This is a genomic window from Bartonella sp. AA56HLJMS (genome assembly GCF_042197145.1).
Lineage (GTDB): Bacteria > Pseudomonadota > Alphaproteobacteria > Rhizobiales > Rhizobiaceae > Bartonella.
Genome location: NZ_JBHIRL010000009.1, coordinates 16,267 through 37,897 on the forward strand (window position 1 = coordinate 16,267; position 21,631 = coordinate 37,897).

General features: G+C 37.4%; 19 protein-coding genes. 15 read left to right on the plus strand and 4 right to left on the minus strand.

Annotation, left to right across the window (positions count from 1 at the left end; translation table 11 throughout):
• Positions 1–1,730: 1,730 nt before the first annotated feature.
• Both ACFINI_RS05960 and ACFINI_RS05965 read right to left on the minus strand, forming a co-directional pair.
• Positions 1,731–2,009, minus strand: a complete 279-nt coding sequence (locus tag ACFINI_RS05960; RefSeq protein WP_375612117.1) for a hypothetical protein — start codon at positions 2,007–2,009, stop codon at positions 1,731–1,733.
• Between the two features lie 32 nt (positions 2,010–2,041).
• Positions 2,042–3,391: a D-alanyl-D-alanine carboxypeptidase gene (locus ACFINI_RS05965; RefSeq protein WP_375620781.1), complete on the minus strand. Its 1,350-nt coding sequence runs from the start codon at positions 3,389–3,391 to the stop codon at positions 2,042–2,044.
• Positions 3,392–3,625: 234 nt separating this feature from the next.
• Between ACFINI_RS05965 and clpS the strand changes: the two genes are divergently transcribed.
• A complete protein-coding gene (gene clpS / locus ACFINI_RS05970) occupies positions 3,626–3,997 on the plus strand; it encodes an ATP-dependent Clp protease adapter ClpS (protein WP_375612119.1) in 372 nt (123 codons plus the stop codon).
• A gap of 6 nt (positions 3,998–4,003) precedes the next feature.
• Complete coding sequence (gene clpA, locus ACFINI_RS05975) at positions 4,004–6,367, plus strand: ATP-dependent Clp protease ATP-binding subunit ClpA (RefSeq protein ID WP_375646785.1); 2,364 nt, start codon at positions 4,004–4,006, stop codon at positions 6,365–6,367.
• On the opposite strand, the gene ACFINI_RS05980 is transcribed toward clpA, so the two are convergent.
• Positions 6,362–6,784 (minus strand): HIT family protein, encoded by a 423-nt coding sequence (locus tag ACFINI_RS05980; protein WP_375607220.1) that lies wholly within the window; start codon positions 6,782–6,784, stop codon positions 6,362–6,364. The two genes, clpA and ACFINI_RS05980, sit on opposite strands and share 6 nt — an antisense overlap.
• 134 nt (positions 6,785–6,918) lie before the next feature.
• Positions 6,919–7,380: a RidA family protein gene (locus tag ACFINI_RS05985; protein ID WP_375607219.1), complete on the minus strand. Its 462-nt coding sequence runs from the start codon at positions 7,378–7,380 to the stop codon at positions 6,919–6,921.
• A gap of 143 nt (positions 7,381–7,523) precedes the next feature.
• Between ACFINI_RS05985 and ACFINI_RS05990 the strand changes: the two genes are divergently transcribed.
• The 13 genes from ACFINI_RS05990 (at position 7,524) to lpxB (ending at position 21,614) form a co-directional block, all read left to right on the plus strand.
• Entirely contained in the window at positions 7,524–8,360 is an 837-nt protein-coding gene (locus ACFINI_RS05990) for a cell envelope integrity EipB family protein (RefSeq protein ID WP_375612121.1), read from the plus strand.
• 167 nt (positions 8,361–8,527) lie between these two features.
• The gene (rpsB, locus tag ACFINI_RS05995) at positions 8,528–9,307 is read left to right on the plus strand and encodes a 30S ribosomal protein S2 (protein WP_273788135.1); all 780 of its coding nucleotides are present in this window, start codon (positions 8,528–8,530) and stop codon (positions 9,305–9,307) included.
• Positions 9,308–9,409: 102 nt separating this feature from the next.
• Positions 9,410–10,333, plus strand: coding sequence for a translation elongation factor Ts (gene tsf, locus ACFINI_RS06000; protein WP_375646790.1), 924 nt, complete (start codon positions 9,410–9,412; stop codon positions 10,331–10,333).
• Between the two features lie 157 nt (positions 10,334–10,490).
• Positions 10,491–11,210, plus strand: a complete 720-nt coding sequence (gene pyrH / locus ACFINI_RS06005; protein WP_273790666.1) for a UMP kinase — start codon at positions 10,491–10,493, stop codon at positions 11,208–11,210.
• A gap of 37 nt (positions 11,211–11,247) precedes the next feature.
• Positions 11,248–11,808: a ribosome recycling factor gene (frr, locus tag ACFINI_RS06010; RefSeq protein WP_273790667.1), complete on the plus strand. Its 561-nt coding sequence runs from the start codon at positions 11,248–11,250 to the stop codon at positions 11,806–11,808.
• Positions 11,809–12,541: 733 nt separating this feature from the next.
• Positions 12,542–13,357 (plus strand): phosphatidate cytidylyltransferase, encoded by an 816-nt coding sequence (locus tag ACFINI_RS06015; protein WP_375646794.1) that lies wholly within the window; start codon positions 12,542–12,544, stop codon positions 13,355–13,357.
• Between the two features lie 15 nt (positions 13,358–13,372).
• Positions 13,373–14,521: an RIP metalloprotease gene (locus tag ACFINI_RS06020; RefSeq protein WP_375612125.1), complete on the plus strand. Its 1,149-nt coding sequence runs from the start codon at positions 13,373–13,375 to the stop codon at positions 14,519–14,521.
• A 202-nt stretch (positions 14,522–14,723) separates the two neighbouring features.
• Entirely contained in the window at positions 14,724–17,120 is a 2,397-nt protein-coding gene (gene bamA, locus ACFINI_RS06025; RefSeq protein ID WP_375612126.1) for an outer membrane protein assembly factor BamA, read from the plus strand.
• 65 nt (positions 17,121–17,185) lie between these two features.
• Positions 17,186–18,232 (plus strand): UDP-3-O-(3-hydroxymyristoyl)glucosamine N-acyltransferase, encoded by a 1,047-nt coding sequence (lpxD, locus tag ACFINI_RS06030; protein ID WP_375612127.1) that lies wholly within the window; start codon positions 17,186–17,188, stop codon positions 18,230–18,232.
• A 1-nt stretch (position 18,233) separates the two neighbouring features.
• The gene (gene fabZ / locus ACFINI_RS06035) at positions 18,234–18,701 is read left to right on the plus strand and encodes a 3-hydroxyacyl-ACP dehydratase FabZ (protein WP_375646798.1); all 468 of its coding nucleotides are present in this window, start codon (positions 18,234–18,236) and stop codon (positions 18,699–18,701) included.
• Positions 18,702–18,725: 24 nt separating this feature from the next.
• On the plus strand, positions 18,726–19,550 hold the full coding sequence (lpxA, locus tag ACFINI_RS06040) for an acyl-ACP--UDP-N-acetylglucosamine O-acyltransferase (RefSeq protein WP_375609506.1): 825 nt from the start codon (positions 18,726–18,728) through the stop codon (positions 19,548–19,550).
• Between the two features lie 2 nt (positions 19,551–19,552).
• Positions 19,553–20,425: an LpxI family protein gene (locus ACFINI_RS06045; RefSeq protein WP_375612129.1), complete on the plus strand. Its 873-nt coding sequence runs from the start codon at positions 19,553–19,555 to the stop codon at positions 20,423–20,425.
• Entirely contained in the window at positions 20,418–21,614 is a 1,197-nt protein-coding gene (gene lpxB / locus ACFINI_RS06050; RefSeq protein ID WP_375640927.1) for a lipid-A-disaccharide synthase, read from the plus strand. Before ACFINI_RS06045 ends, lpxB begins: the two co-directional genes overlap by 8 nt.
• The last annotated feature ends 17 nt before the right edge of the window (positions 21,615–21,631 follow it).

The window sequence follows — 21,631 nt, forward strand, 5'->3', positions numbered from 1 at the left end:
TAATGCAGCAGTAGTTTGAAATAAATCTGAGATGATTCAGTGTTTTCTTAACGAATAATAGCTTTTTCATGCAAGCTTGGAGGGGAGAGTGTTCTACATCTGTTTGATTTGTCTCTAAAATAGGAAAAAAGTTTAATTTGGAAAAAATAAGAAAGCGTAAAGTAAAATTAGTGATCAATCTGCCATTATTTTTAGCTGGGCTTTATGGCTTTAAAAAGTTTCCATAGTCACATATCTTTTAAGTAATGGAAGATTATGCCTGAGTATCCAAGGAAAATTTGTTTTAAGTCTGAATAATTATGATGAAGAAAGTAGAATTTTAAAGGTTTTAATTTTTTAAAAGTGAAGTTTTTTTCTACCTAGTATGGTAAAAAATGCCTTGAAAAAAAACACTAATTTACAATAATTAAGAGATATATTGGAAATATCTTTTTTATTTATAAATTTTGTACCGACAAAAAAATTAAAATAAATAATAACGTATACATTAAGAAATATTTATAAAAATTCTCATGAGAATAGAATGCACACGATAGAACATTGTTGTGTTACGCGTTCGTGAGTTCGTTTTAAAAAAATATCTCTCAGGCCTCCCCCCAAGCTCATTTCGCGATGGCACCTGTGAATGATATAACGGTAAATCCATTGAGCTGTCTCTATCTTTATGCTTAATAAAAAGAAGTACGCTGGCATGGTTACACACTTTACCAGAGCCCCCCTCTGTACAGGGGGACTAAAGCACTTGGCATTTGAAACGGTTCATTATAGGCATTTTTAGTCTTTTTGGGACAGTTTCACGCTACACACTAATCTCGCTCATAACATGCAAGAGACGGTTTTGATTGATTCAACATAAACAGATTTTAAATGAGAGAATCTTACGATATTCGAGATTCTCATCTAACAAACAAAATAATTAATTATCTTTATAAATCAGTATCTTGCATATGAATAATATAATGTAAGTTTTCCATGAATGGTATAAAATCTATAGAGTATTAGCATCTTTATTTATAAAGGGAGAAAACCAGCACTATCATCCTTTTTTTCAACTTTCAATATTACAAAAGATCCTAGTACTTGAAATGATTCATAAGGGATACTTTGATTCCTTTTGTAAATGCTTTATATGTCAATTTTGCTCGTGATGAGCAAGCGAGCGATTTTGACTGATTCAATATAAGAAGTAAAATAAGAGTATTTTACGAAAATCTCTTGTTCAATATGCAAAAAATAAATTATAATTATAAATTAAAATCTTATGGAAATCGTTATCATAATATTTAATCTGATAATTTATTTACATTTTTTCATCGATAGTATTTGTATTTTCCAATTTTCTGTGCCTGTTGACATAAATACAAGTAAGAGAAGTGAGATTGTTTTTTTTTACAGCGTTTATGTTGTATAGGGAGCGTTATTAAGAGGGATTTTCTTTATTGAACTTTTACAATAATCCCACCAAATGATAAGCTTTCATCTAATGAAGCTATTCATTTTTTCCAGAAAGATATCAAGGATAATTTTTTATATTAAATCCAAAAGTGGAAAAATATTGGGTATTTTTATGTCCTTAACAATGTTTTATTGAAAGCTTGGAGATATTGGATAGTTGGAAAAGCTGTCAGAAAATTCAACAATTTAAGAAAAAAGTATGTTTATCAAAAGGTTTTCTAAGGCTGTAGATAATGGTTAATAATAAAATAATTTTTTAGAGAGGGTCTGTAGAATTAAATATTTGTTGCTCCTAAACGGATTTTAATAGGCACATTACCAGTTTGGCTCGCAACGCGTAAATGAATGCGTACAGGAGGCATTATGAGACGACGGTTGCGCATTGTTTGGCAAATGAGAAGGTTAACAAGAGACTGTGTATCTAATGCAGTCGAATTATATTTTAAACCAGTAAGTTTTGCGGCAGCATCGTGAAGAGAACGCAATGAAAGGAGGGATGATTGCTTCAATAAAACTTCTTTTTTATGGAATGAAGCAAAAGCATTATCTGTCATAATACTATCCTTAACGCAGAATTCAAAAATTTTTAGTAGGCTACAGTATAGCAGTTAAAATTTGCTTTCTTTAATGTAGAGCAAGCATCAAATGCAGCTTTTTTTGATTGAAACCCTGTAAAGCGCGCTCGGTAATAACGCTGCCCATTTTTTTCAAACAGTTGCATATGTGAAGATGCGTTCTTTAAAGTGGAAAAAGCTGTATTTTTTGCTTTTAAAAGTAGAGTTTTTGCTTGTTCTTCACTAGGAAGAGAACCAATTTGGATAGCCCATCCGGCATTTTCGGACAAAGAGACTGTTACAATTTTATGAGTCTCAGCCGGTATAGTTTTTTGAGGATTCGGTATTGGTATAATTACCTTATTGACAGCCGTTATTGCGATATTGGAGTTTTTAGGTTGTTCTGCAAATGCTGTCAACATAGTCGAAATTTCATCGTCAAAATTACTTGAATCAGCTTTAATGGTCGGTATAGGAGTATTGGCCCCAGTGGGTAAGTGATAGCGTACAGAAGCTATTAAACGTTCACCACTTTTCATTTGGCTTGCTTTGGGCAAATATTGATTCAATAAGCTAGCCATATGCTCGTCACGTGCAGTAGATGATTTACCTCCCATAACAACAGCGACAATAGAGCGCCCCTCAAGACGCATCGAAGTTGCTAAATTAGAACCTGACATTTGTGTGTAGCCTGTTTTAATTCCATCGACACCTTTCATTATTTTAACAAGTTTATTGTGGCTGTTAATTTTATGTCCACGGAAATTAAAACTTTTTGTTTTGAACAATTTATATTGTTTGGGAAAATGTTTACGTAAAGCTAATGACAAAGTCGCTATATCTCGTGCTGTAGAATAATTGCGCACATCCGGAAGTCCTGAAGCATTTGCGAAATGTGTATGTTTCATGCCAAGTTTACGAGCTTTTACTGTCATCATTTGAGCGAATTTTTTTTCACTACCTCCAAGATATTCTGCAATGGCAGCAGCAACATCATTTGCGGACCTTGTAATGAGTGCTTTAGCTGCTGATTCTGCAGAAATTGTTTGGCCTGCTTTAAATCCAATTTTTGTCGGTGGACGCATTGCTGCATAATGTGAAACAGGAATTGGTGTATTTGGTGTCACACGACGCATCTGCATAGCTTCAAAGAGTAAGTACAATGTCATCATTTTTGTTAAAGAAGCAGGATAACGTTTCAGTGTTGCATTGGCTTGAAATAAAGTTTTTCCCGTAGTAGCATCTATAACAATAGCCGCATACTTATCAGGATAGGCCCCTTGAGGTGTGGCGGATGCCCAACAGTAAGAAAAAGCTAACATAACAAAAGAAATTGCTATTGTTTTACAGTAGCGCATAATTTTTTGATAATTAATATACACTTGCAGTATCCTATTTCTCCATTTATCCTCAAAAACTTCTATAAAGCTTCCTTTTCTGTAATTTATTGATGCAGTTTAGACGAATGGTATTACTAATTTGTTTACAGAAGTTATTTTATGAGTGAGTGATTGAAGTCTAACCATAGAGGGAAATTTTTTTCTAATACAAACAGGTATTGCAATAGTTATGAAAGAATTTAAAATTAATAAAAATGTACTGCATGGAAAACGATAATGGGACAGATGCTCATAATAAACTCTATAGCTCATATTATGCATAATGAAAAGGGCAAGAATTGGGATGAAGGTAGGCATGGTGCAGTTATAATGCCTAAGGCTAGAGAAAAACTCGAAAAACCTAAATTATGTCGAGTTTTTTTGCTTAATGATGATTACACACCTATGGATTTTGTTGTTTTCGTTTTGAAGAACTTTTTTAAAAAAAGTTTCGAAGAGGCAACGCGGATAATGTTAAATGTTCATCACAATGGGATAGGAGAATGTGGGACTTACACTTATGAAGTCGCTGAAATGAAAATATTACAAGTGAGGGAATGTGCGCGTCAAAATGAACATCCGTTACAATGTGTAATGGAATGGAAGTGAGGAGCTATGCCATCTTTTACACCTAGTCTTGAAGAGGTTTTGCATCGTGCATTAACAATTGCTACTCAAGCACGGCATGAATATGCAACACTAGAGCATCTTCTACTTGCGCTGTTAGATGATGCCGATGCAAATTCCGTTATTCAGGCTTGCCAAGTAGATGTAGAGGAATTGCGAGAGCGCTTAACCAATTATCTTCGCTCAGAGTTAGATGAACAGATTAGAGCTGATGAGGATACAAAGCCTACAGCTTTTTTCCAGCGTGTTATCCAACGTGCGGTGATTCATGCACAATCAGCTGGAAAAGATGAAGTATCGGGGGCAAATGTTCTTGTTGCAATTTTTTCTGAACGTGAAAGCCATGCAGCATATTTTCTTCAAGAGATGGGAATGACACGCTACGATGCTGTACGTTTTATTTCACAGGGTGTCATGCGTGATGATGGGTTATCCATGTTACTTGAAGGACTTGAAGAGCAATTAGATCAGCAGATTTCGGATAATGGTGAAAGAGGAACAAGTGCTTTAACGAATTATTGTGTTGATCTCAATTGTAAAGCACGTAATGGAAAAATTGATTTATTAATTGGCCGTGAAATAGAAATTTCACGCATGATACAGATTTTATGTCGAAGGTCAAAAAACAATCCGCTTTTGGTTGGTGATCCTGGAGTAGGGAAAACAGCTATAATTGAGGGGTTGGCAAAGCGTATTGTTGATGGGCAAGTGCCTGAAGTTTTATCAAATGCAACAATATTTTCTCTTGATATGGGGGGACTTGTTGCAGGTACACGTTATCGCGGTGATTTTGAAGAACGCTTAAAGCAAGTTATTAAAGAGTTTGAGCTGTATCCAGATGCTATTTTATTTATTGATGAAATTCATACCTTAATTGGAGCAGGAGCGACATTAGGGGGAAATATGGATGCAGCAAATCTTTTGAAACCTGTGTTATCTTCTGGAACTATGCGATGTATTGGTTCGACGACTTACAGAGAATATCGCAAATTCTTTGAACAAGATCGTGCTTTAGAGCGTCGTTTTCAGAAGATTGATATTAATGAACCTTCTGTTACAGATGCGATTAAGATTTTGCAGGGGATGAAGCCTTACTTTGAAGATTTTCATCAGATTAAATATACAGATCAGGCGATGAAGGCATCTGTAGAATTATCTTCACGTTATATAATTGACCGTAGGTTACCTGACAAAGCAATTGATATTATTGATGAAAGTGGCGCAGCGCAAAAGCTTTTGCCACAAAAACAACGCAAGAAGAGTATAGGTGTTAAAGAAATTGAAGCGACTGTTGCCACAATTGCAAGAATTCCATCAAAAACAGTTTCTCGGAATGATCAGAAGATACTGAGTAAGCTTGAAAGAGAACTCAAACATGTTGTTTATGGTCAAGATCAGGCAATTTCCGTCTTAGTTTCATCCATAAAATTGGCGCGAGCAGGTTTACGCGAACCGGATAAACCAATAGGAAGTTATTTATTTTCAGGACCAACAGGTGTAGGAAAAACTGAAGTTGCAAAACAGCTTGCATCATCTTTAGGCATTGAATTATTGCGTTTTGATATGTCAGAATATATGGAACGGCATACGGTAGCACGTTTAATCGGAGCACCTCCAGGTTATATAGGGTTTGATCAAGGAGGTCTCCTTACAGATGCCGTTGATCAGAAACCTCACGCAGTTCTATTGCTAGATGAGATTGAGAAAGCGCATCCAGAGTTATTTAATATTTTATTGCAGGTAATGGATTATGGTAGATTAACAGACCATAATGGTAAGAAAATTGATTTCCGCAATGTTATTTTGATTATGACAACCAATGCTGGTGCTTCAGATATGGCAAAATCAGCTATTGGATTTGGGAAAGTACATCGTGATGGTGAGGATATAGAAGCAATCAATCGGTTATTTACACCAGAATTTCGTAATCGGTTAGATGCAATTATTCCGTTTGCACCTTTATCTCATTTAATCATCAATCAGATAGTGCAAAAATTTATTTTTCAGCTTGAAGCACAATTAGCTGATCGGGGAATTTGTTTTGAATTAAGCCCTTCTGCAACTTTATGGCTTTCTAATAAAGGATATGATTCTCAGATGGGAGCACGCCCATTAGGGCGTGTTATACAAGAATATATTAAAAAGCCATTAGCTGATGAAATTTTATTTGGAAAGTTACGCAATGGTGGTACCGTTCGCGTATTGACACAAAAATCAAATGGTAAAAAAGAAAGCTTACAGTTAGAAATTTCATCTTCCGATATATCTGTAAGTTCAAAGAAAAATAAAATGGAAAACTTTACAAAAAAAACGTGTAGGAAAAAAGCACAACAACTTAAGAGTGTGTTATAAAGCTGCACGAATTTTTTTTGCATTCTCTTCAAGTATTTCTGGAGGCGTTACCATATCATTATGAGGGGTAAGCTCTATTCCCTCCATACGTGGTATAATATGAAAATGAAGGTGATAGACGGTTTGTTGACTAGCTGCTTCATTAAATTGCATGACAGTTATGCCATCTGCTTGAAAGGCTTTTTTGACAGCATTTGCAATTTTTTGAACAGCTTTAATAACAGGAAATAATGTTTCAGGATCTGCATCAAGTAAGTTTCTAGAGCCTTTTTTAGGAATGACCAGTGTATGACCTGGTGCCTGTGGCATGATATCCATAAATCCAATAACATCATCATCTTCGTAGACACGAACAGAAGGGATTTCATTGCGAATCAATTTAGCAAAAATATTGTTATTGTCATAAGCTTGTTTCATACAAATATTTCCTTTTATCGTAAGTTTAAGATTCTAATTTAAAAACGAAAAAATGCAAGGTTTATCAGAGTGTAAGACAAAGAAGTATTTTGACTTCAGTTATATTTAGGATAATGCACTGTCTTAATGAAGGTTTAGATTTCTATGATGGCTTCAACTTCTACAGGAACATCCATAGGAAGAGAGGCAACACCAATAGCAGAACGGGCGTGTTTTCCAATTTCACCAAGGATATTGACGAATAAATTAGAAGCTCCATTGGCAACAAAAGGAATATCGGTAAAATGAGAATCTACAGCCACAAAAACAGTAATTTTGACCACACGTTTTATTTTATTTAAGTCACCCAGAGTTGCCTTGAGTTGCGCGAGAATATTGAGAGCGCAAGCTTCAGATGCTTTTTGGGCTTGTTCGGTATTCACAGTTGCACCAACTTTACCGATGGCTATTGGTTTTCCATTAATAAGAGGGAGTTGTCCAGAAATAAAGAGTTGATTGCCACTTTGTGAAGTGGTGATGTAATTGGCAAGGGGGGAGATTACTTCAGGAAGAGTGATTCCGAATTTTTCTAAGTTTTTTTCAATCATATTGGTCATAATTTTAACTCCATAGCTGCTCTATAATATATTCATTGCATAATCTATTTTGATTTAAGAAAATGTGTGGTTAATTGAGAAATTAACCTTTTTTGCCTTATTGTATGATGTTATGCAACGGGGATAAAGTTCGGAAGTTGGGAATGATTAGATCATTATTTATAATAATTTTATATATTGTTTTTTTATGTACTGCGAGAGCTGAAGAGCGCATTTTTATTGTGCCTCATCGAGCAATTTATGATTTTCATCTCGATAGTGTTTCTCATGAAATGACAATTTCTGCGATGTCAGGACGAATGGTTTACGAGCTTACTGGTTCGGCATGCCAAGGCTATAGCACACGTTTTCGTTTCATTAGCCGTGTTCACATTGAAGATATGCCAGTACGTTTGACGGATCAACAGACGACGAGTTATGAAACAGGAGACAGCCGTACATTTCGTTTTAATATTACAGATCAAGAGGGAGAAGAGGTTGTGCATCGTGCCGAGGGGGTTGCTGAGCGTACGCAAGATGGTATCACAGTTACCTTAAAAAAGCCAAAGGAAAAAGAGTATAAGCTTGCAATGGCTGAATTTCCAATGATGCAACTAAAAAATATTATCCGCCATGCAAAAGCAGGAGATCATTTTTACAATGTTACTGTATTTGATGGGACAAATAAAGCAGATAAAGTTATAAAAGAAAGTATCGTCATAGGGGAAAAGAAGACACTTTTATCTGATAGCGAAACGGAAAAAGTAAGAAAATTGGATGAAGAAGAATATTGGCCTGTTACAATTTCTTATTTTGATGATGGAGAAAATAAAGATGGTTTGCCGGTTTATCGTAGCAGTTTTCTCTTACATGAGAATGGTGTCATGCGTGATCTTCATATAGATTATGGAACTTTTTCAGTGCGTGCAAAATTGAACAGTCTCGAATTCTTGGAACTTGGAAAAGATCTTAATCAATGTGAAAATGCAAATATTAAATGATTAAAGAAAATAACTTGAAAAAGAATCAAATATTAGTATGTTTGCGCTATTCCACACGCGGAGTCTGGGTGTTTGCAAATGATCTGTGAGAAACTTCTAGCAAGCATCCGCCGGTAGCAGGTCTTCCTGCTTTTTCCGCGGAGGTTGAACCGGAAAGGATAAGATTTATGGCACTACCCGATTTTACTATGCACCAGCTTTTAGAAGCCGGTGTGCATTTTGGTCACCAGACTCATCGCTGGAATCCCAAAATGACTCCCTATATTTATGGTCAGCGTAATAATATCCATATTATTGACCTTGCTCAGACTGTTCCACTTTTACACCAAGCACTTAAACTTGTTTCAGATACTGTAGCGCGTGGTGGTCGTATTCTCTTTGTTGGTACGAAACGGCAAGCATCTGACATTATCGCAGATGCGGCGAATCGTTCCGCTCAGTATTACGTTAATGCACGTTGGCTTGGCGGCATGCTCACAAACTGGAAAACGATTTCCAATTCGATCCATCGTTTGCGGAAGCTTGACAAAATTCTTGCTGCTGAAGCGCAAGGCTTTACTAAAAAGGAACGTTTAAATCTTGAACGTGATCGTGAAAAGCTTAATCGTGCACTTGGTGGTATTAAAGATATGGGTTCTGTTCCAGATCTTATCTTTGTTATCGATACGAATAAAGAAAATATTGCACTCCAAGAAGCAAAGCGTTTAGGTATTCCAGTGATTGCTATTATTGATACCAATTGTGATCCCGATGACGTAACACATCCAATACCAGGTAATGACGATGCTTCACGTGCAATTTCTCTTTATTGCGATCTTTTTGCCCGTGCTGCTCTTGATGGTATTGCACGCCAGCAAGGAGCAATGGGTATCGATTTAGGAGCTCAAGTTGATGCACCTGTGGAGCCTATTTTGGAAGAAAATGCAGTTTCAGAAGTTTCTGAATAATATAAAATGCCTAATTAAGGTACTTTTATTGTCTAAAGAAGAAGTTATAGGCGTGCAGAGGGATTTTGCACGCTTTCACTGTTATAAAATAAAGAGGCAAATATGAGCATTACTGCTGCACAAGTAAAAGAACTTCGAGAACTATCTGGCGCTGGTATGATGGACTGTAAAGCCGCCCTAGCAGAGACCAATGGTGATATGGAAGCTGCTGTTGATTGGCTTCGTAAAAAAGGAATAGCTAAAGCAGATAAAAAGGCTGGTCGTACAGCAGCTGAGGGATTAATCGGAGTCGTATCAAAAGATTCACATGCAGTTTTGGTTGAGATTAATTCTGAAACAGATTTTGTTGCGCGCAATGATGGATTCCAAGACATCGTGCGTAAAGTAGCAACTGCTGCCTTAGATACGCCAGGGGATGTTGAATCTGTTTCTGTTTCTCTTTATCCAGGTTCTGAGAAGACTGTAGAGCTTACGATTAAAGATGCAATTGGTACAATTGGCGAAAATATGACATTTCGTCGTTCCGCTAAATTGTCTGTTGAGAATGGTGTTGTTGCGACTTATATACACAATAGTGTGGCTGATGGGCTTGGAAAACTTGGTGTTTTGGTTGCGATTGAAACAACAGGAAATAAAGAGGCTGCTCTTGCTTTTGGTCGGCAGGTCGCGATGCATATTGCGGCAACCAATCCATTAGCACTTACAGCACAAGATGTTGATGCTGCTGCTGTTGAGCGAGAAAAAGCAATTTTTTCAGATCAAGCGCGTCAGTCTGGAAAACCTGAAAATATCATTGAAAAAATGGTAGAAGGACGTATGCGTAAGTTTTTTGAAGAGGTTGTTTTGCTTTCTCAAGCTTTTGTTATGAATCCTGATATAACTATTGAGGCCGCTTTAAAGGATGCTGAGAAATCAATTGGTGCTCCAGCAAAAATTACAGGCTTTATTCGTTTTGCATTAGGTGAAGGTGTGGAAAAAGAGGAGTCTGATTTTGCTGCAGAGGTTGCTGCTGCTGTAAAAGGCTAGTTATTGCAAACTCTTGATCAGAGATTTAAAGTCATATCATTGGTTGTAGAATCTCTGAGGGGAATAATGTAATTGTTGAGAGGGCGTCACGTGAAAAAAGTGGTGCCCTTCGTGATGTCAAAAGCAAAAAGTAAATGGGCTTTTGGGGAGATTATTAATGGCATTAGCACTTCCGTATAAACGTATTCTTTTAAAGGCTTCTGGTGAAGCTCTTATGGGAGGGCAGAATTTTGGCATTGATGTTTCTGTTGTAGACCGTATTGCCGCTGATATTGCAGAAGTGCGCACAATGGGGATAGAAGTTGCGGTTGTTATCGGTGGGGGAAATATTTTTCGTGGCGTTGCTGTTGCTTCGCATGGTGGGGACCGAGTGACAGGTGATCATATGGGAATGCTTGCAACTGCTATTAACTCTTTAGCATTGCGAACATCTTTGACAAAATTAGGGGTTGAAACTGTTGTACTCTCTGCGATTGCTATGCCACAAATTTGTGAAAGTTTCTCGCAACGTAAAGCAATAGCTTATATGAATCAGGGAAAAGTTGTTATTTTTGCAGGTGGTACAGGAAATCCATTTTTTACCACTGATTCTGCTGCTACTTTACGTGCAGCAGAAATTGGTGCAGATGTCCTTCTTAAAGGAACACAAGTTGATGGTATTTATTCAGCAGATCCCAAAATAGACCCTACGGCTAAGCGTTTTGACCAATTAACACATGTTGAAGTTTTGCAATGGGGATTATCTGTTATGGATTCAACGGCGGTCACTTTAGCACGTGAGAACAATGTACCGATTATTGTGTACTCCATTCATGAAAAAGGCGGTTTGGCTAAGGTCTTGAATGGAACAGGACGCTTTACAATAGTATCGGAATAAGGGTAAGCTTCAAAGGACAATTGAAGGAGACAGAAATATGAATGTTACATCGATTATGGATGATCTGAAACGTCGCATGGATGGTGCCATTACGGCTTTTAAACATGAATTAGGTGGTTTACGGACTGGACGTGCATCGGCCAGTTTATTAGAGCCGTTGACCGTTGAATCTTATGGTTCTGTTGTGCATATAAATCAGGTTGCTAATATTTCTGTTCCTGAACCTCGGATGCTTTCTGTTTCTGTATGGGATAAAACGATGGTCGGAGCTGTAGAGCGCGCTATTCGCGATTCTGGTCTTGGTTTAAATCCCATAACTGATGGTACGAATCTACGTATTCCTTTGCCTGAATTGAATGAAGAGCGCCGTAAAGAACTTGTAAAAATTGCGCATCACTATGCAGAGCAAGCGCGTGTTGCTACACGTCATGTTCGTCGGGATGGTCTGGACAATTTGAAAAAGTTAGAAAAAGATGGTGAAATTGGACAAGATGAAGCCCATAGTTTGTCTGAAAAAGTTCAAAAACTCACAGATGAAACTATTGCTGATATTGATAAAATTTTAGCCGTAAAAGAATCTGAAATTATGCACGTTTAAGACGATTTTGTCACTAGAAAAAGGATGTTTACTCCCAGCCTGTAAATTGTTTCTAGGGAAATTGTAGGGAGTGGTGTGCTCTGTGGTAGCAAGGTGTGATGCAGGAAGGTATTCTATCATTTTGATATGGGAGAGACTGATTTGAAAGGGCAGATGTTTTTATTTTTTAGTCTGCGTGGTAAATCATGCCCTTTGCTGGGAGATACTATTTAACAGCATGGTGTGGTTTTTTAGTTGAGCACGTCTTTGTTAAAATGCATAATGAAAGCATTGTTAGAAATTATTCAAATATTCTAAGATGAAGGTTGGGGAAAGAATATAATGTAAAAAAACAAGCCTAACCGTTCTCTTATTTCTCATTATAAAACATGGTAAGTATAATCGATCAAGCAGATGTTATGTGGCGTAATTCGTTTTTTAATGACGAATAGTTGATAGAAAAGTGTTTTTATACGAAACCTATATTAGTTAATTTGTGTGGGGCAGAGGTAACTGCTTTTTCATTTTATATTTGAGAAAATATTATAAAAAATATTTTATAATTTTGACGAAGATTTTTGAAGCTGTTTTCATTGATTATTAGTCTCATAAGCGCTATCTTAGTAGATTGAATTATTTATGATAAATTATAAGAGAAATTATACAGGTATGAGATAAAAATACTGCGTAGGGGAGTTTTTCTTGCGTTAATTTTAGAGCTTGTATTTTCTATTTTTATTGTTTGGATGTTGTTTTGTCTAATTTGGTTTATCGTATTCTGACAGCTTTTGTTTTTGGCATTATTGCGTTGTATCTAACATGGTTGGGAGGAAACTTCTTTTTTTTATTTGTATGGTGTATTGGCGGTTTTGTTCTTTATGAGTGGGTGAGTATTACTAAAGAGAAATGGTGTATTTTACAAAAAATATTAGCAAGTATCTTTTATTTAATTTTTGGCTTTTTTTTAGTATTGAGTGTATCTGCTTCATTGATTTTTTGTGTTTTAATCATTTTAGCTACAGTGTTAGCTATTATATCTATAAAAAAGAGTGGTTGGGTTTTTTCTGGTTTTTTATATGCATCTTTTCCTGTTGTTGCTTTATGCTTTCTACGGGATCATGAAATGTTGGGGTTCCAAGTTGTTATTTTCTTATTTACGATAGTGTGGGGAACAGATATTGGTGGCTATTTTATCGGACGTGCATTAGGGGGGCCTAAATTAGCACCACAATTTTCTCCTAATAAAACATGGTCAGGAGCACTTGGTGGTACATTTGTCGGAGTTTTCGGTGGTATATGGGTCGCTTTTGGATTTTTTGATATAAATTTAGCCAGTTTTTTTGTGCCACTCCTTACACTTGTTTTGTCAATTGTTTCACAATTGAGTGATTTAGGGCAATCATGGCTCAAAAGACGGTTTTCTGTTAAAGATTCTAGTTCTTTATTGCCTGGACATGGTGGTTTTATGGATCGTATAGATGGATTGGTAGGGGCAGCTTTTCTTCTTTATTTAATTGGTTCATTTATGTCTGATATGGATGCGCCTTTTAATCTTTTTAGTATGATCTAATTGGGAGAAGATAGTTTGGAACTTTTAAATCATATCGTCACTATCGGTGATTTTCTTTTAAGAAGTTTGAGTATTCTTTTCATCATTATGATTATCATTTTTGTGCACGAATTTGGGCACTATCTCATTGGTCGGTGGTGTGGTATTAAGGCGTTAATTTTTTCGCTTGGATTTGGACCAGAAATAGCGAGTTATACAGATAAGCATGGCACGAAGTGGCGTTTAGCACTTATCCCCTTAGGAGGTTATGTAAAATTTGTTGGGGATGAGGAAAAAATCGATACGGAATCATCCCAATCATCTCTGATTGTTGATGGTTCATTTGTTAGTGCGCATGCTTGGAAAAAAGCAGCAACTGTTTTTGCCGGTCCTTTCTTTAATGCCCTTTTTACTGTTGTTATTCTAACATTTTTTTTCTTTATCTATGGTCGTGTAGCCATTGAGCCCGTTGTTGGTTCTTTGGTAAAAGATAGCCCTGCTCTTCAATCCGGTTTGGAATTAGGTGATCGTTTTGTTGAAATGGATGGACGACGGGTTGAAAGCTTTGAAGATTTGATGAATTATGTAGCTTTTCACGGAAGAGAACCCATAGAGTTTAAAATAGAACGCATGGGGCGAGTCTTTACAACGATGATTACCCCGAAAGTCGTTGAGCGAGATGATGGATTTGGTAATCGAACACGAAGTGCTATGATAGGTGTAGGTGTTCCTGTTGATTTAAATAATCCTGCACGTTTAGATCCAACTTATATAAAACATATTCGCTATGGTTTTGTAACAGCTGTAAGAAAAGCGTCAGACCGTACTGTGTTTATCGCCACTCAAACCGTTCTTTTTATGAGTCGTTTAATAGGAGGCAAAGAGGATCGTTGTCGGCTAAGTGGACCTTCTAAAACCGTTAAAATTGCTTGGAAAGTGAGCGAGACAGGTTTTATCTCTTTGTTGAATTTGGCAGCTTTTCTTTCAATAAGTGTTGGGCTTATTAACCTTTTTCCGATTCTACCGCTTGACGGTGGGCATCTTTTATTGCATGTCATTGAGGTCATTACTGGGAGGAAAATATCTGCTAAAATTCAGGGAATCGTTTTTCGTTTAGGTTTTTTCATTCTTCTCCTTTTTATGATCTTTGTCTTTTTTAATGATTATTTTTGTTGGTTTAGCTAATTAAATTATGGAAAACGCTTTATAAATTAAGTAATAATAGCAAAAACAAATTGAAGGTTGTTTACCATGTCTACAAAATGTTGTGGCGTTGTACATTATAATGAGTAATTAAGGAATGAAAAGTCTCGCTGTAAAAAGGTTGTTATGGCAGTTAGCTTTTAAGGCATCATGTCCAAGGAACGAGAGTAAGGTAAAAAAGCCAATGACTACGAATTCAAAGTTTTTAAATGCAGCATCTGTATTGGTGTTAAAGATGGGGATGATTGCCCCAGCAACGGTTTTTATGTCAATTGCTGCGGTCGGAGAAATACAAGCGTCTGTAGTCCGCTCTATTGAGGTTCGTGGGAATAAGTTTGTAAGTTCTCAGGCGATTCGAGACAATATGGGGATTAAGGTTGGGCAAGGTGTTTCCAGTGGTGATGTTGATAGTGCTGTGAAGAATCTTTTCGAATTGGGTTTATTTTATGATGTTAAAATAAATCCGGTGGGTGATAAATTAGTTGTATTCGTAAAAGAATATGAGGTTGTCAATCAAATATTGTTTCAAGGAAATAAATCTTTTAAAGACCCAGATCTTAAGCGGTTTATTTCTTTAAAACCGAATGAGCCTTTTAATTCTGCTAAGCTTTCTGCTGATATAAATACAATTCGTGAGGCTTATAAAACTCTTGGTCGTAATAATATCACTGTTAACGTTCAAACGATTAACCTTGGAAAAGGGCGGGTTAATGTGGTATTTAATGTCGTTGAAGGGAAAAAAACAAAGATTGGTGATATCACTTTTAAGGGAAATAATGTCTTTGGAAGTCGTCGTTTGCGTGATGTGATTTCAACAAAAACTTCAGGAATTTTTTCGAAGTTGTTGGGAGGTGATGTTTACAGTGAAGAGCGCCTCGCTGTTGATGAAGAAGCTTTACGTCGCTTTTATTATAACCGTGGTTATGCAGATTTTCGTGTAGTCTCTTCTAAAGCAACTTTTGATGCAGCAAGCAATACGTATAAAATTTCTTTCGTTCTTGATGAGGGTGCGCTCTATAAAATTAGCGATATTCAGGTTGAAAGTGATGTTGATGGAATTGACGTTCAATCTGTGAAAAGGATGCTTAAAACCCAGCCAGGTAATGTTTATAGTGCAGAAGATATTGAACAGTCTGTTGCAACTATTAATAACAAAGTTGCTGATTCGGGATATGCTTTTGCTAAAGTTGAACCGCGGGGAAATCGTAATTTAGCAAATCATACAATTTCAATTTTATATAATATTGAACGGGGTACACGTGCTTATATTCAACGTATTGATATACGTGGCAATGAGAAAACGCGTGATTACGTCATTCGCCGTGAGATTGATTTAAACGAAGGAGATGCTTACAATCAAACTTTATTACAGCGGGCAAAACGTCGTCTAGAAAGTTTAGGTTTCTTCAAAGCCGTTAATATTTCAATGGTTCCTACAGATCAATCTGACCAAGTTGTTTTGGTAATAGATGTCGTTGAAGCTTCAACAGGAGATCTCTCTCTTTCTGGAGGGTATACAACAGGGGGAACAAGTCCTGGTATGTCACTTGAAGTTTCTGTTACTGAACGTAATCTTGGGGGACGTGGTCAATATGTTCGTTTAGGATTAGGTGCGGGGCAAGAAAAATCTCGTAATTATAATTTATCATTTGTTGATCCTTATTTCTTAGGGTATCGTTTATCTGCTGGTGTTGATGTTTTTCGTAGTACTTATCGTGCTGATAAAGCCTATGATGTACGGCAGACAGGTGGATCTCTGCGGTTTTCGTTACCTATTAATAATCAATTATCTGCTAATGTAGCTTATTCTTATGTGCAGGAAGAATATGATTTTGGCGGAGAGTATGATTTTGACAAAGAGAGTGACATAATAGAATTATATGGGAAATATTCTGGTGCGATTGTTCAAGCTGCAAAACACAGCCCTTGGAAACGTTCATCAATTAGTTATGGTTTCACCTATAATACGATTGATGATATGAGATCCCCCCATGATGGGTGGTACGTGCATCTGCTTCAGGAATATGCAGGGCTTGGTGGGAGTGCAAAGTTCTTGAAGACCACGGGTAAGGCGATGATGTACAAGACTCTTTCTGACCAGAAGGATATCGTTGGTTTGCTTTCCTTTGGGGGTGGTTATATCCACGGAATGGGCCGAGATGGTGTTCGTATTTTCGATATGTTTAAAGTAAATTCTGATATGATTCGAGGGTTCAAATATAATGGAATAGGTCCGCGTCAGGTTTCCAGTAAGGGTGAGGTTTATTTCTTGGGGGGAACGACATATATGAATGCGACTGCTGAAGTACAGTTCCCTATCCCTGTCGTGCCTGAGGGATTTGGGTTGCGCGGTGCTTTATTTGCGGATATTGCCACGCTTTATGGCAATAATTATAAAGCCGTTTTTAAGGGTGAACCGTCTGTTACCAATACCAAAAGTGCTTGGCGTTCATCTGCAGGTGTGAGTTTGATGTGGGATTCTCCGTTTGGTCCTTTGCGTTTTGATTATGCTTGGCCAATAACGAAACAGGAAGGTGATCGTGTGCAACAATTGAACTTTGGTATTTCTACGAAGTTCTGATTTGAGCGATTTTAAGAAGGAAAAACTTGAAGAGAATAGCTTAAGCTGGGAGAGAAAGTGTTTTGATGGCGGATACATTTTTTTTTACGCCGTCCCGACGATTGACAGTTGCAAATGCTGCTGAGTTGACGGGTGCAAAGCTTCTTAATCCAGAGTTTTCTCATAAAGTTATCAATACTCTTTCTTCACTTGAGAGTGCTGTGGAAGGTTCGCTTGTTTTTGTAGAGCATCGGAAGTTTTCTGATGCTTTACTGGACAGTTCTGCTGTTGCTGTTTTGTGTACGAATGAGATTGTTTTTAAAGTTCCCGAAACTATGGCAATTTTGGTGACATCCACACCACAGCGTGACTTTGCTCAGATTGGTCGTATTTTGTTTCCAGATTCTGTCAAGCCAATGCCTTGGTTGGGGCAGAAGGGGATTTCATCGCATGCGCATATTCATCCAACGGCTAAGTTGGCACATGATGTGTGTATTGAAGCGGGAGCTGTTATTGGTAAAAATGTTGAGATTGGTGCAGGAACTCTTATTTCATCCACAGCTGTTATCGGTGAAAATTGCCGTATTGGATGTGACTGCTATATTGCTCCTAAGGTAACAGTTCAGTGTTCTATAATAGGTGATAAGGTTCAGCTTTACCCTGGTGTTTGCATTGGGCAAGATGGTTTTGGTTATGTTGGGGGCGTTTCTGGAATCGAGAAAATTCCACAGCTTGGTCGCGTTATTATTGAGGATGGTGTAGAAGTTGGTGCGAACACGACAATTGATCGTGGAACATTTCAAGATACTGTTATTGGTGAAGGAAGCAAGATTGATAATCTTGTACAAATTGCCCACAATGTAAAAATTGGCCGCTATTGTCTTATTGCCGCTCAATGTGGCATTGCGGGAAGTACATCTATAGGGGATATGTCTCAGCTTGGCGGAAGTGTGGGAGTAGCTGATCACATCATAATAGGTAAATCTGTTCAGATTGCTGCTCGTAGTGGTGTTATGAATGACATTCCGGATGGCGAAAAATGGGGAGGTAGTCCAGCGCGACCATTTAAACAATGGTTTCGTGAAGTAGCGGCGTTGCGCAGTATGGGAAAAGTTAAAAAGGAGAAACGCTGATATGATCAGCAGTGAAAAAACTAAAAACTTAGAGGCTGTCGATATTGAAAAGCTATTATCAATATTACCGCACCGTTATCCATTTTTATTAATTGATCGTATCGTTGATATTGATGGTGAACAAGAAGCGATTGGTATTAAAAATATAACGATTAACGAGCCACATTTTACGGGACATTTTCCCTCAAAGCCTGTTATGCCTGGAGTTTTGATTTTAGAAGCTATGGCACAAACGGCAGGAGCAATAGCACTTTTAAATTTAGGCAATAAGCAAACAAATTTAGTTTACCTTATGACGGTTGATAATGCGAAATTTCGTAAGCCGGTTATGCCTGGTGATCAGCTCAAGATTCATGTTCAGCTTTTGAAAAAAAGATCTGGTATGAGACGTTTTTCATGTGTTGCAAAAGTAGAAGATGTCCGCGTCGCTGAAGCAGAAATTGCAGCAATGATTGTCGAAGAAGCATAAACGATATTTGATGGGAATTTAAAAATGTCCGGTACGAAAATCCATCCAACTGCTCTTGTGGAGAAGGGAGCGCAGCTTGGTGAGAATGTACGCGTTGGACCATTTTGCCATATTAGTTCAGAGGCTGTTATTGGTGATGAATGTAGTTTGACAAGTCATGTTGTAATAATGGGAAAGACAACGTTAGGAGCCAAGAGTAAAGTATTTTCTCATGCCGTTTTGGGGGCAGATCCGCAAAATAATAAACATAAAGGAGGGGCTACAACTCTTTTTATTGGTAAGAATTGTACGATTCGTGAAGGTGTAACAATGCATAGGGGGTCCGATTCGAGTGTAGGAATGACAGTTGTTGGTGATAATTGCCAATTTTTTTGTTATGCACATATCGCTCACGATTGTTATGTAGGCAATCATGTAACATTTGCCAATAACGCAATGATTGCTGGTCATGTTACTATTGGTGATTATGTGATTATTGGTGGTGGTGCTGCTGTTCATCAATTTGTTCGTGTTGGACATCATGCATTTATCGGCGGCGTATCTGCACTGGTTGGTGATCTGATACCTTATGGAACAGCTGTTGGTGTGCAGGCAAAACTTGCTGGACTCAATATTATTGGCATGAAGCGTGCAGGACTTGAGCGTCAAGATATTCATGCACTCCGTCATGCGGTTGCTATGCTTTTTGATCATAGCAAACCATTTAAAGAGCGTGTCAGTGATGTTGCTTCTTTCTATTCTTCTTCTCAGTCTGTTTCTGAAGTTGTTAATTTTATTAAAGAAGAAGGAAAGCGTTTTTATTGTACACCAAAATTTGAAGGTGTTAGAATAAAAGAACATAAGGATTAAAAATGCCTATTTGGGGAGCCAGAAGTTTTCTTTCCGGCCGTACTGCTATTATAGCAGGAAATGGTGTTCTACCGATTACTGTTGCGCAGACTCTTGAGAAGAATGGAGAAAATCCTTTTCTTGTGCTTTTGCATGGTGAGGCAGATTCTGTTCTTTATCGCTATGAGCATTGCGAGCTATCAATTGTAGAGTTAGCACGACTCGTTAAAATTTTAAAAGAGGCTGGTGTATATAATGTTGTTTTGGCAGGTGGTGTAAAAAAGCGTCCACTTCTTAAACAATTGCGACTGGACTGGACAACATTTTTAGCTCTTCCTAAGTTAATCGGAGCTTTGAAGAGGGGAGACGATGCGTTATTAAAAGCTTTTATACGGGTTATTGAAGCACACGGTTTTTGTGTTATCGGTGCTCACGAAATAGTCCCAGATCTTTTAGCTCCCATAGAATTTAATTTAACAGTACGGCGCGCTACTCCAAAAGAGAAAAAAGATATTTTTTTAGCAGTAGAAGCAGCAAAGCTTTTAGGTCAATTAGATATCGGGCAAGCCGTTGTCGTTGTCCAAGGAAGGGTGGTTGCTCTAGAGGGCGCTGAGGGAACTGATAATATGTTGTGGCGTATTTGTGAAATGCGAGAAAGAGGGCAAATTCCCCTTAAAGGTGGCATTCTTGTAAAATGCGCAAAACCACAACAGGATAATCGCGTTGATTTGCCATCAATTGGGCCCGCGACAATAATGAATATTGCAAAGAGTGGTTTATCTGGTGTTGCGGTGGAGGCAAATAGAAGTCTAATATTATCAGTGAAAACAACAATAGAAAAAGCCAACAAATATTCTTTATTTATAGAGACATTTGAAAAGTTTGGTCATGAATAATTGTTTCTTAAAGATTGCAGTGGTTTCAGGTGAGGAATCTGGTGATTTACTTGGGGCCGATCTAATTTCTTGTTTATCACAACAGATAGGATGCAATATTCATTTGATTGGTGTTGGGGGGAGCCATTTAAAGGCATTAGGCTTAAAAAGCTTTTTTGATTCCCATGATATTGCTTTAATAGGTTTAAAGGAGGTGTTGAAAAAACTACCATTGTTGTTGCTACATATTCGCAATTTATCCAAATTTATTGCACAAGAACAACCTGATTGTTTAATTATTATTGATAGTCCTGATTTCACGCATCGTATTGCAAAAAAGGTACGTGCTTTAGCGCCTTCTATTCCTATCATTAAATATATTGCACCGACCGTTTGGGCATGGAGGCCAGAGCGTGCGAAAGCTATGTGTGGATTTGTTGATCATGTTTTAGCGGTTTTTCCTTTTGAAGAAAAGATTATGCAAGATTTGGGAGGCCCTGCCACGACTTATGTTGGACATCGTCTTTTGACATATCCTCCCCTTTTGAGAGTTCAGTCAGAAAAAAAAAGCCAATTAGAACACAGAAATTTGATCGATACACAAACATTATCGCCTACATTAGTTATTTTGCCAGGATCACGCAATTCAGAAATTCGTTCCTTAATGCCTATTTTTCGAGAAACAGTAGAGATTCTTGTACAACGTATTCCTCATTTACGTATTATTTTACCAACCTTACCTCATTTGGTAGATAGAATCTGGGACTTTGTGCAGGGCTGGAAAAGCAAGATAGAAATTGTAGTTGGTGAAGATGAAAAATGGCGTGCTTTTGCACAAGCAGATGTTGCTCTTGCTGCACATGGAACTGTTTCACTTGAATTAGCCTTAGCAAAAGTTCCTATGGTTCTTTGCTATAAACTTGATTTCTTTTCTAAAATATTTATTTTTCCTAAAATGATGTTATGGAGTGCTGCTCTTCCAAATATTATTTCTGATAAGCCTATTGTTTCGGAATATTTGAATGAATTAATCCGTCCTGGCATGTTAGCAAGACAGGTAGAACAACTTTTGGCTAATCCTTTATTGCGACAGGCACAACTTGATTCCTTTGAGATGGTAGAACAGAAAATGAAAACTGAAGTACCATCGGGGGTTGTTGGCGCACAAACAATTATCACTCTTTTAAAAAGCAGGAATAAAATTGTATAAATAAAGCAATATTTTAA

Coding starts and splice junctions, on each gene's coding strand:
- ACFINI_RS05980 (WP_375607220.1), bottom strand. CDS start 6,784: ATGAAACAAGCTTATGACAATAACAATATTTTTGCTAAATTGATTCGC.
- fabZ (WP_375646798.1), top strand. CDS start 18,234: ATGATCAGCAGTGAAAAAACTAAAAACTTAGAGGCTGTCGATATTGAA.
- ACFINI_RS05960 (WP_375612117.1), bottom strand. CDS start 2,009: ATGACAGATAATGCTTTTGCTTCATTCCATAAAAAAGAAGTTTTATTG.
- tsf (WP_375646790.1), top strand. CDS start 9,410: ATGAGCATTACTGCTGCACAAGTAAAAGAACTTCGAGAACTATCTGGC.
- lpxB (WP_375640927.1), top strand. CDS start 20,418: ATGAATAATTGTTTCTTAAAGATTGCAGTGGTTTCAGGTGAGGAATCT.
- rpsB (WP_273788135.1), top strand. CDS start 8,528: ATGGCACTACCCGATTTTACTATGCACCAGCTTTTAGAAGCCGGTGTG.
- clpA (WP_375646785.1), top strand. CDS start 4,004: ATGCCATCTTTTACACCTAGTCTTGAAGAGGTTTTGCATCGTGCATTA.
- ACFINI_RS05990 (WP_375612121.1), top strand. CDS start 7,524: ATGATTAGATCATTATTTATAATAATTTTATATATTGTTTTTTTATGT.
- bamA (WP_375612126.1), top strand. CDS start 14,724: ATGACTACGAATTCAAAGTTTTTAAATGCAGCATCTGTATTGGTGTTA.
- ACFINI_RS05985 (WP_375607219.1), bottom strand. CDS start 7,380: ATGACCAATATGATTGAAAAAAACTTAGAAAAATTCGGAATCACTCTT.
- clpS (WP_375612119.1), top strand. CDS start 3,626: ATGGGACAGATGCTCATAATAAACTCTATAGCTCATATTATGCATAAT.
- ACFINI_RS06045 (WP_375612129.1), top strand. CDS start 19,553: ATGCCTATTTGGGGAGCCAGAAGTTTTCTTTCCGGCCGTACTGCTATT.
- frr (WP_273790667.1), top strand. CDS start 11,248: ATGAATGTTACATCGATTATGGATGATCTGAAACGTCGCATGGATGGT.
- lpxA (WP_375609506.1), top strand. CDS start 18,726: ATGTCCGGTACGAAAATCCATCCAACTGCTCTTGTGGAGAAGGGAGCG.
- lpxD (WP_375612127.1), top strand. CDS start 17,186: ATGGCGGATACATTTTTTTTTACGCCGTCCCGACGATTGACAGTTGCA.
- pyrH (WP_273790666.1), top strand. CDS start 10,491: ATGGCATTAGCACTTCCGTATAAACGTATTCTTTTAAAGGCTTCTGGT.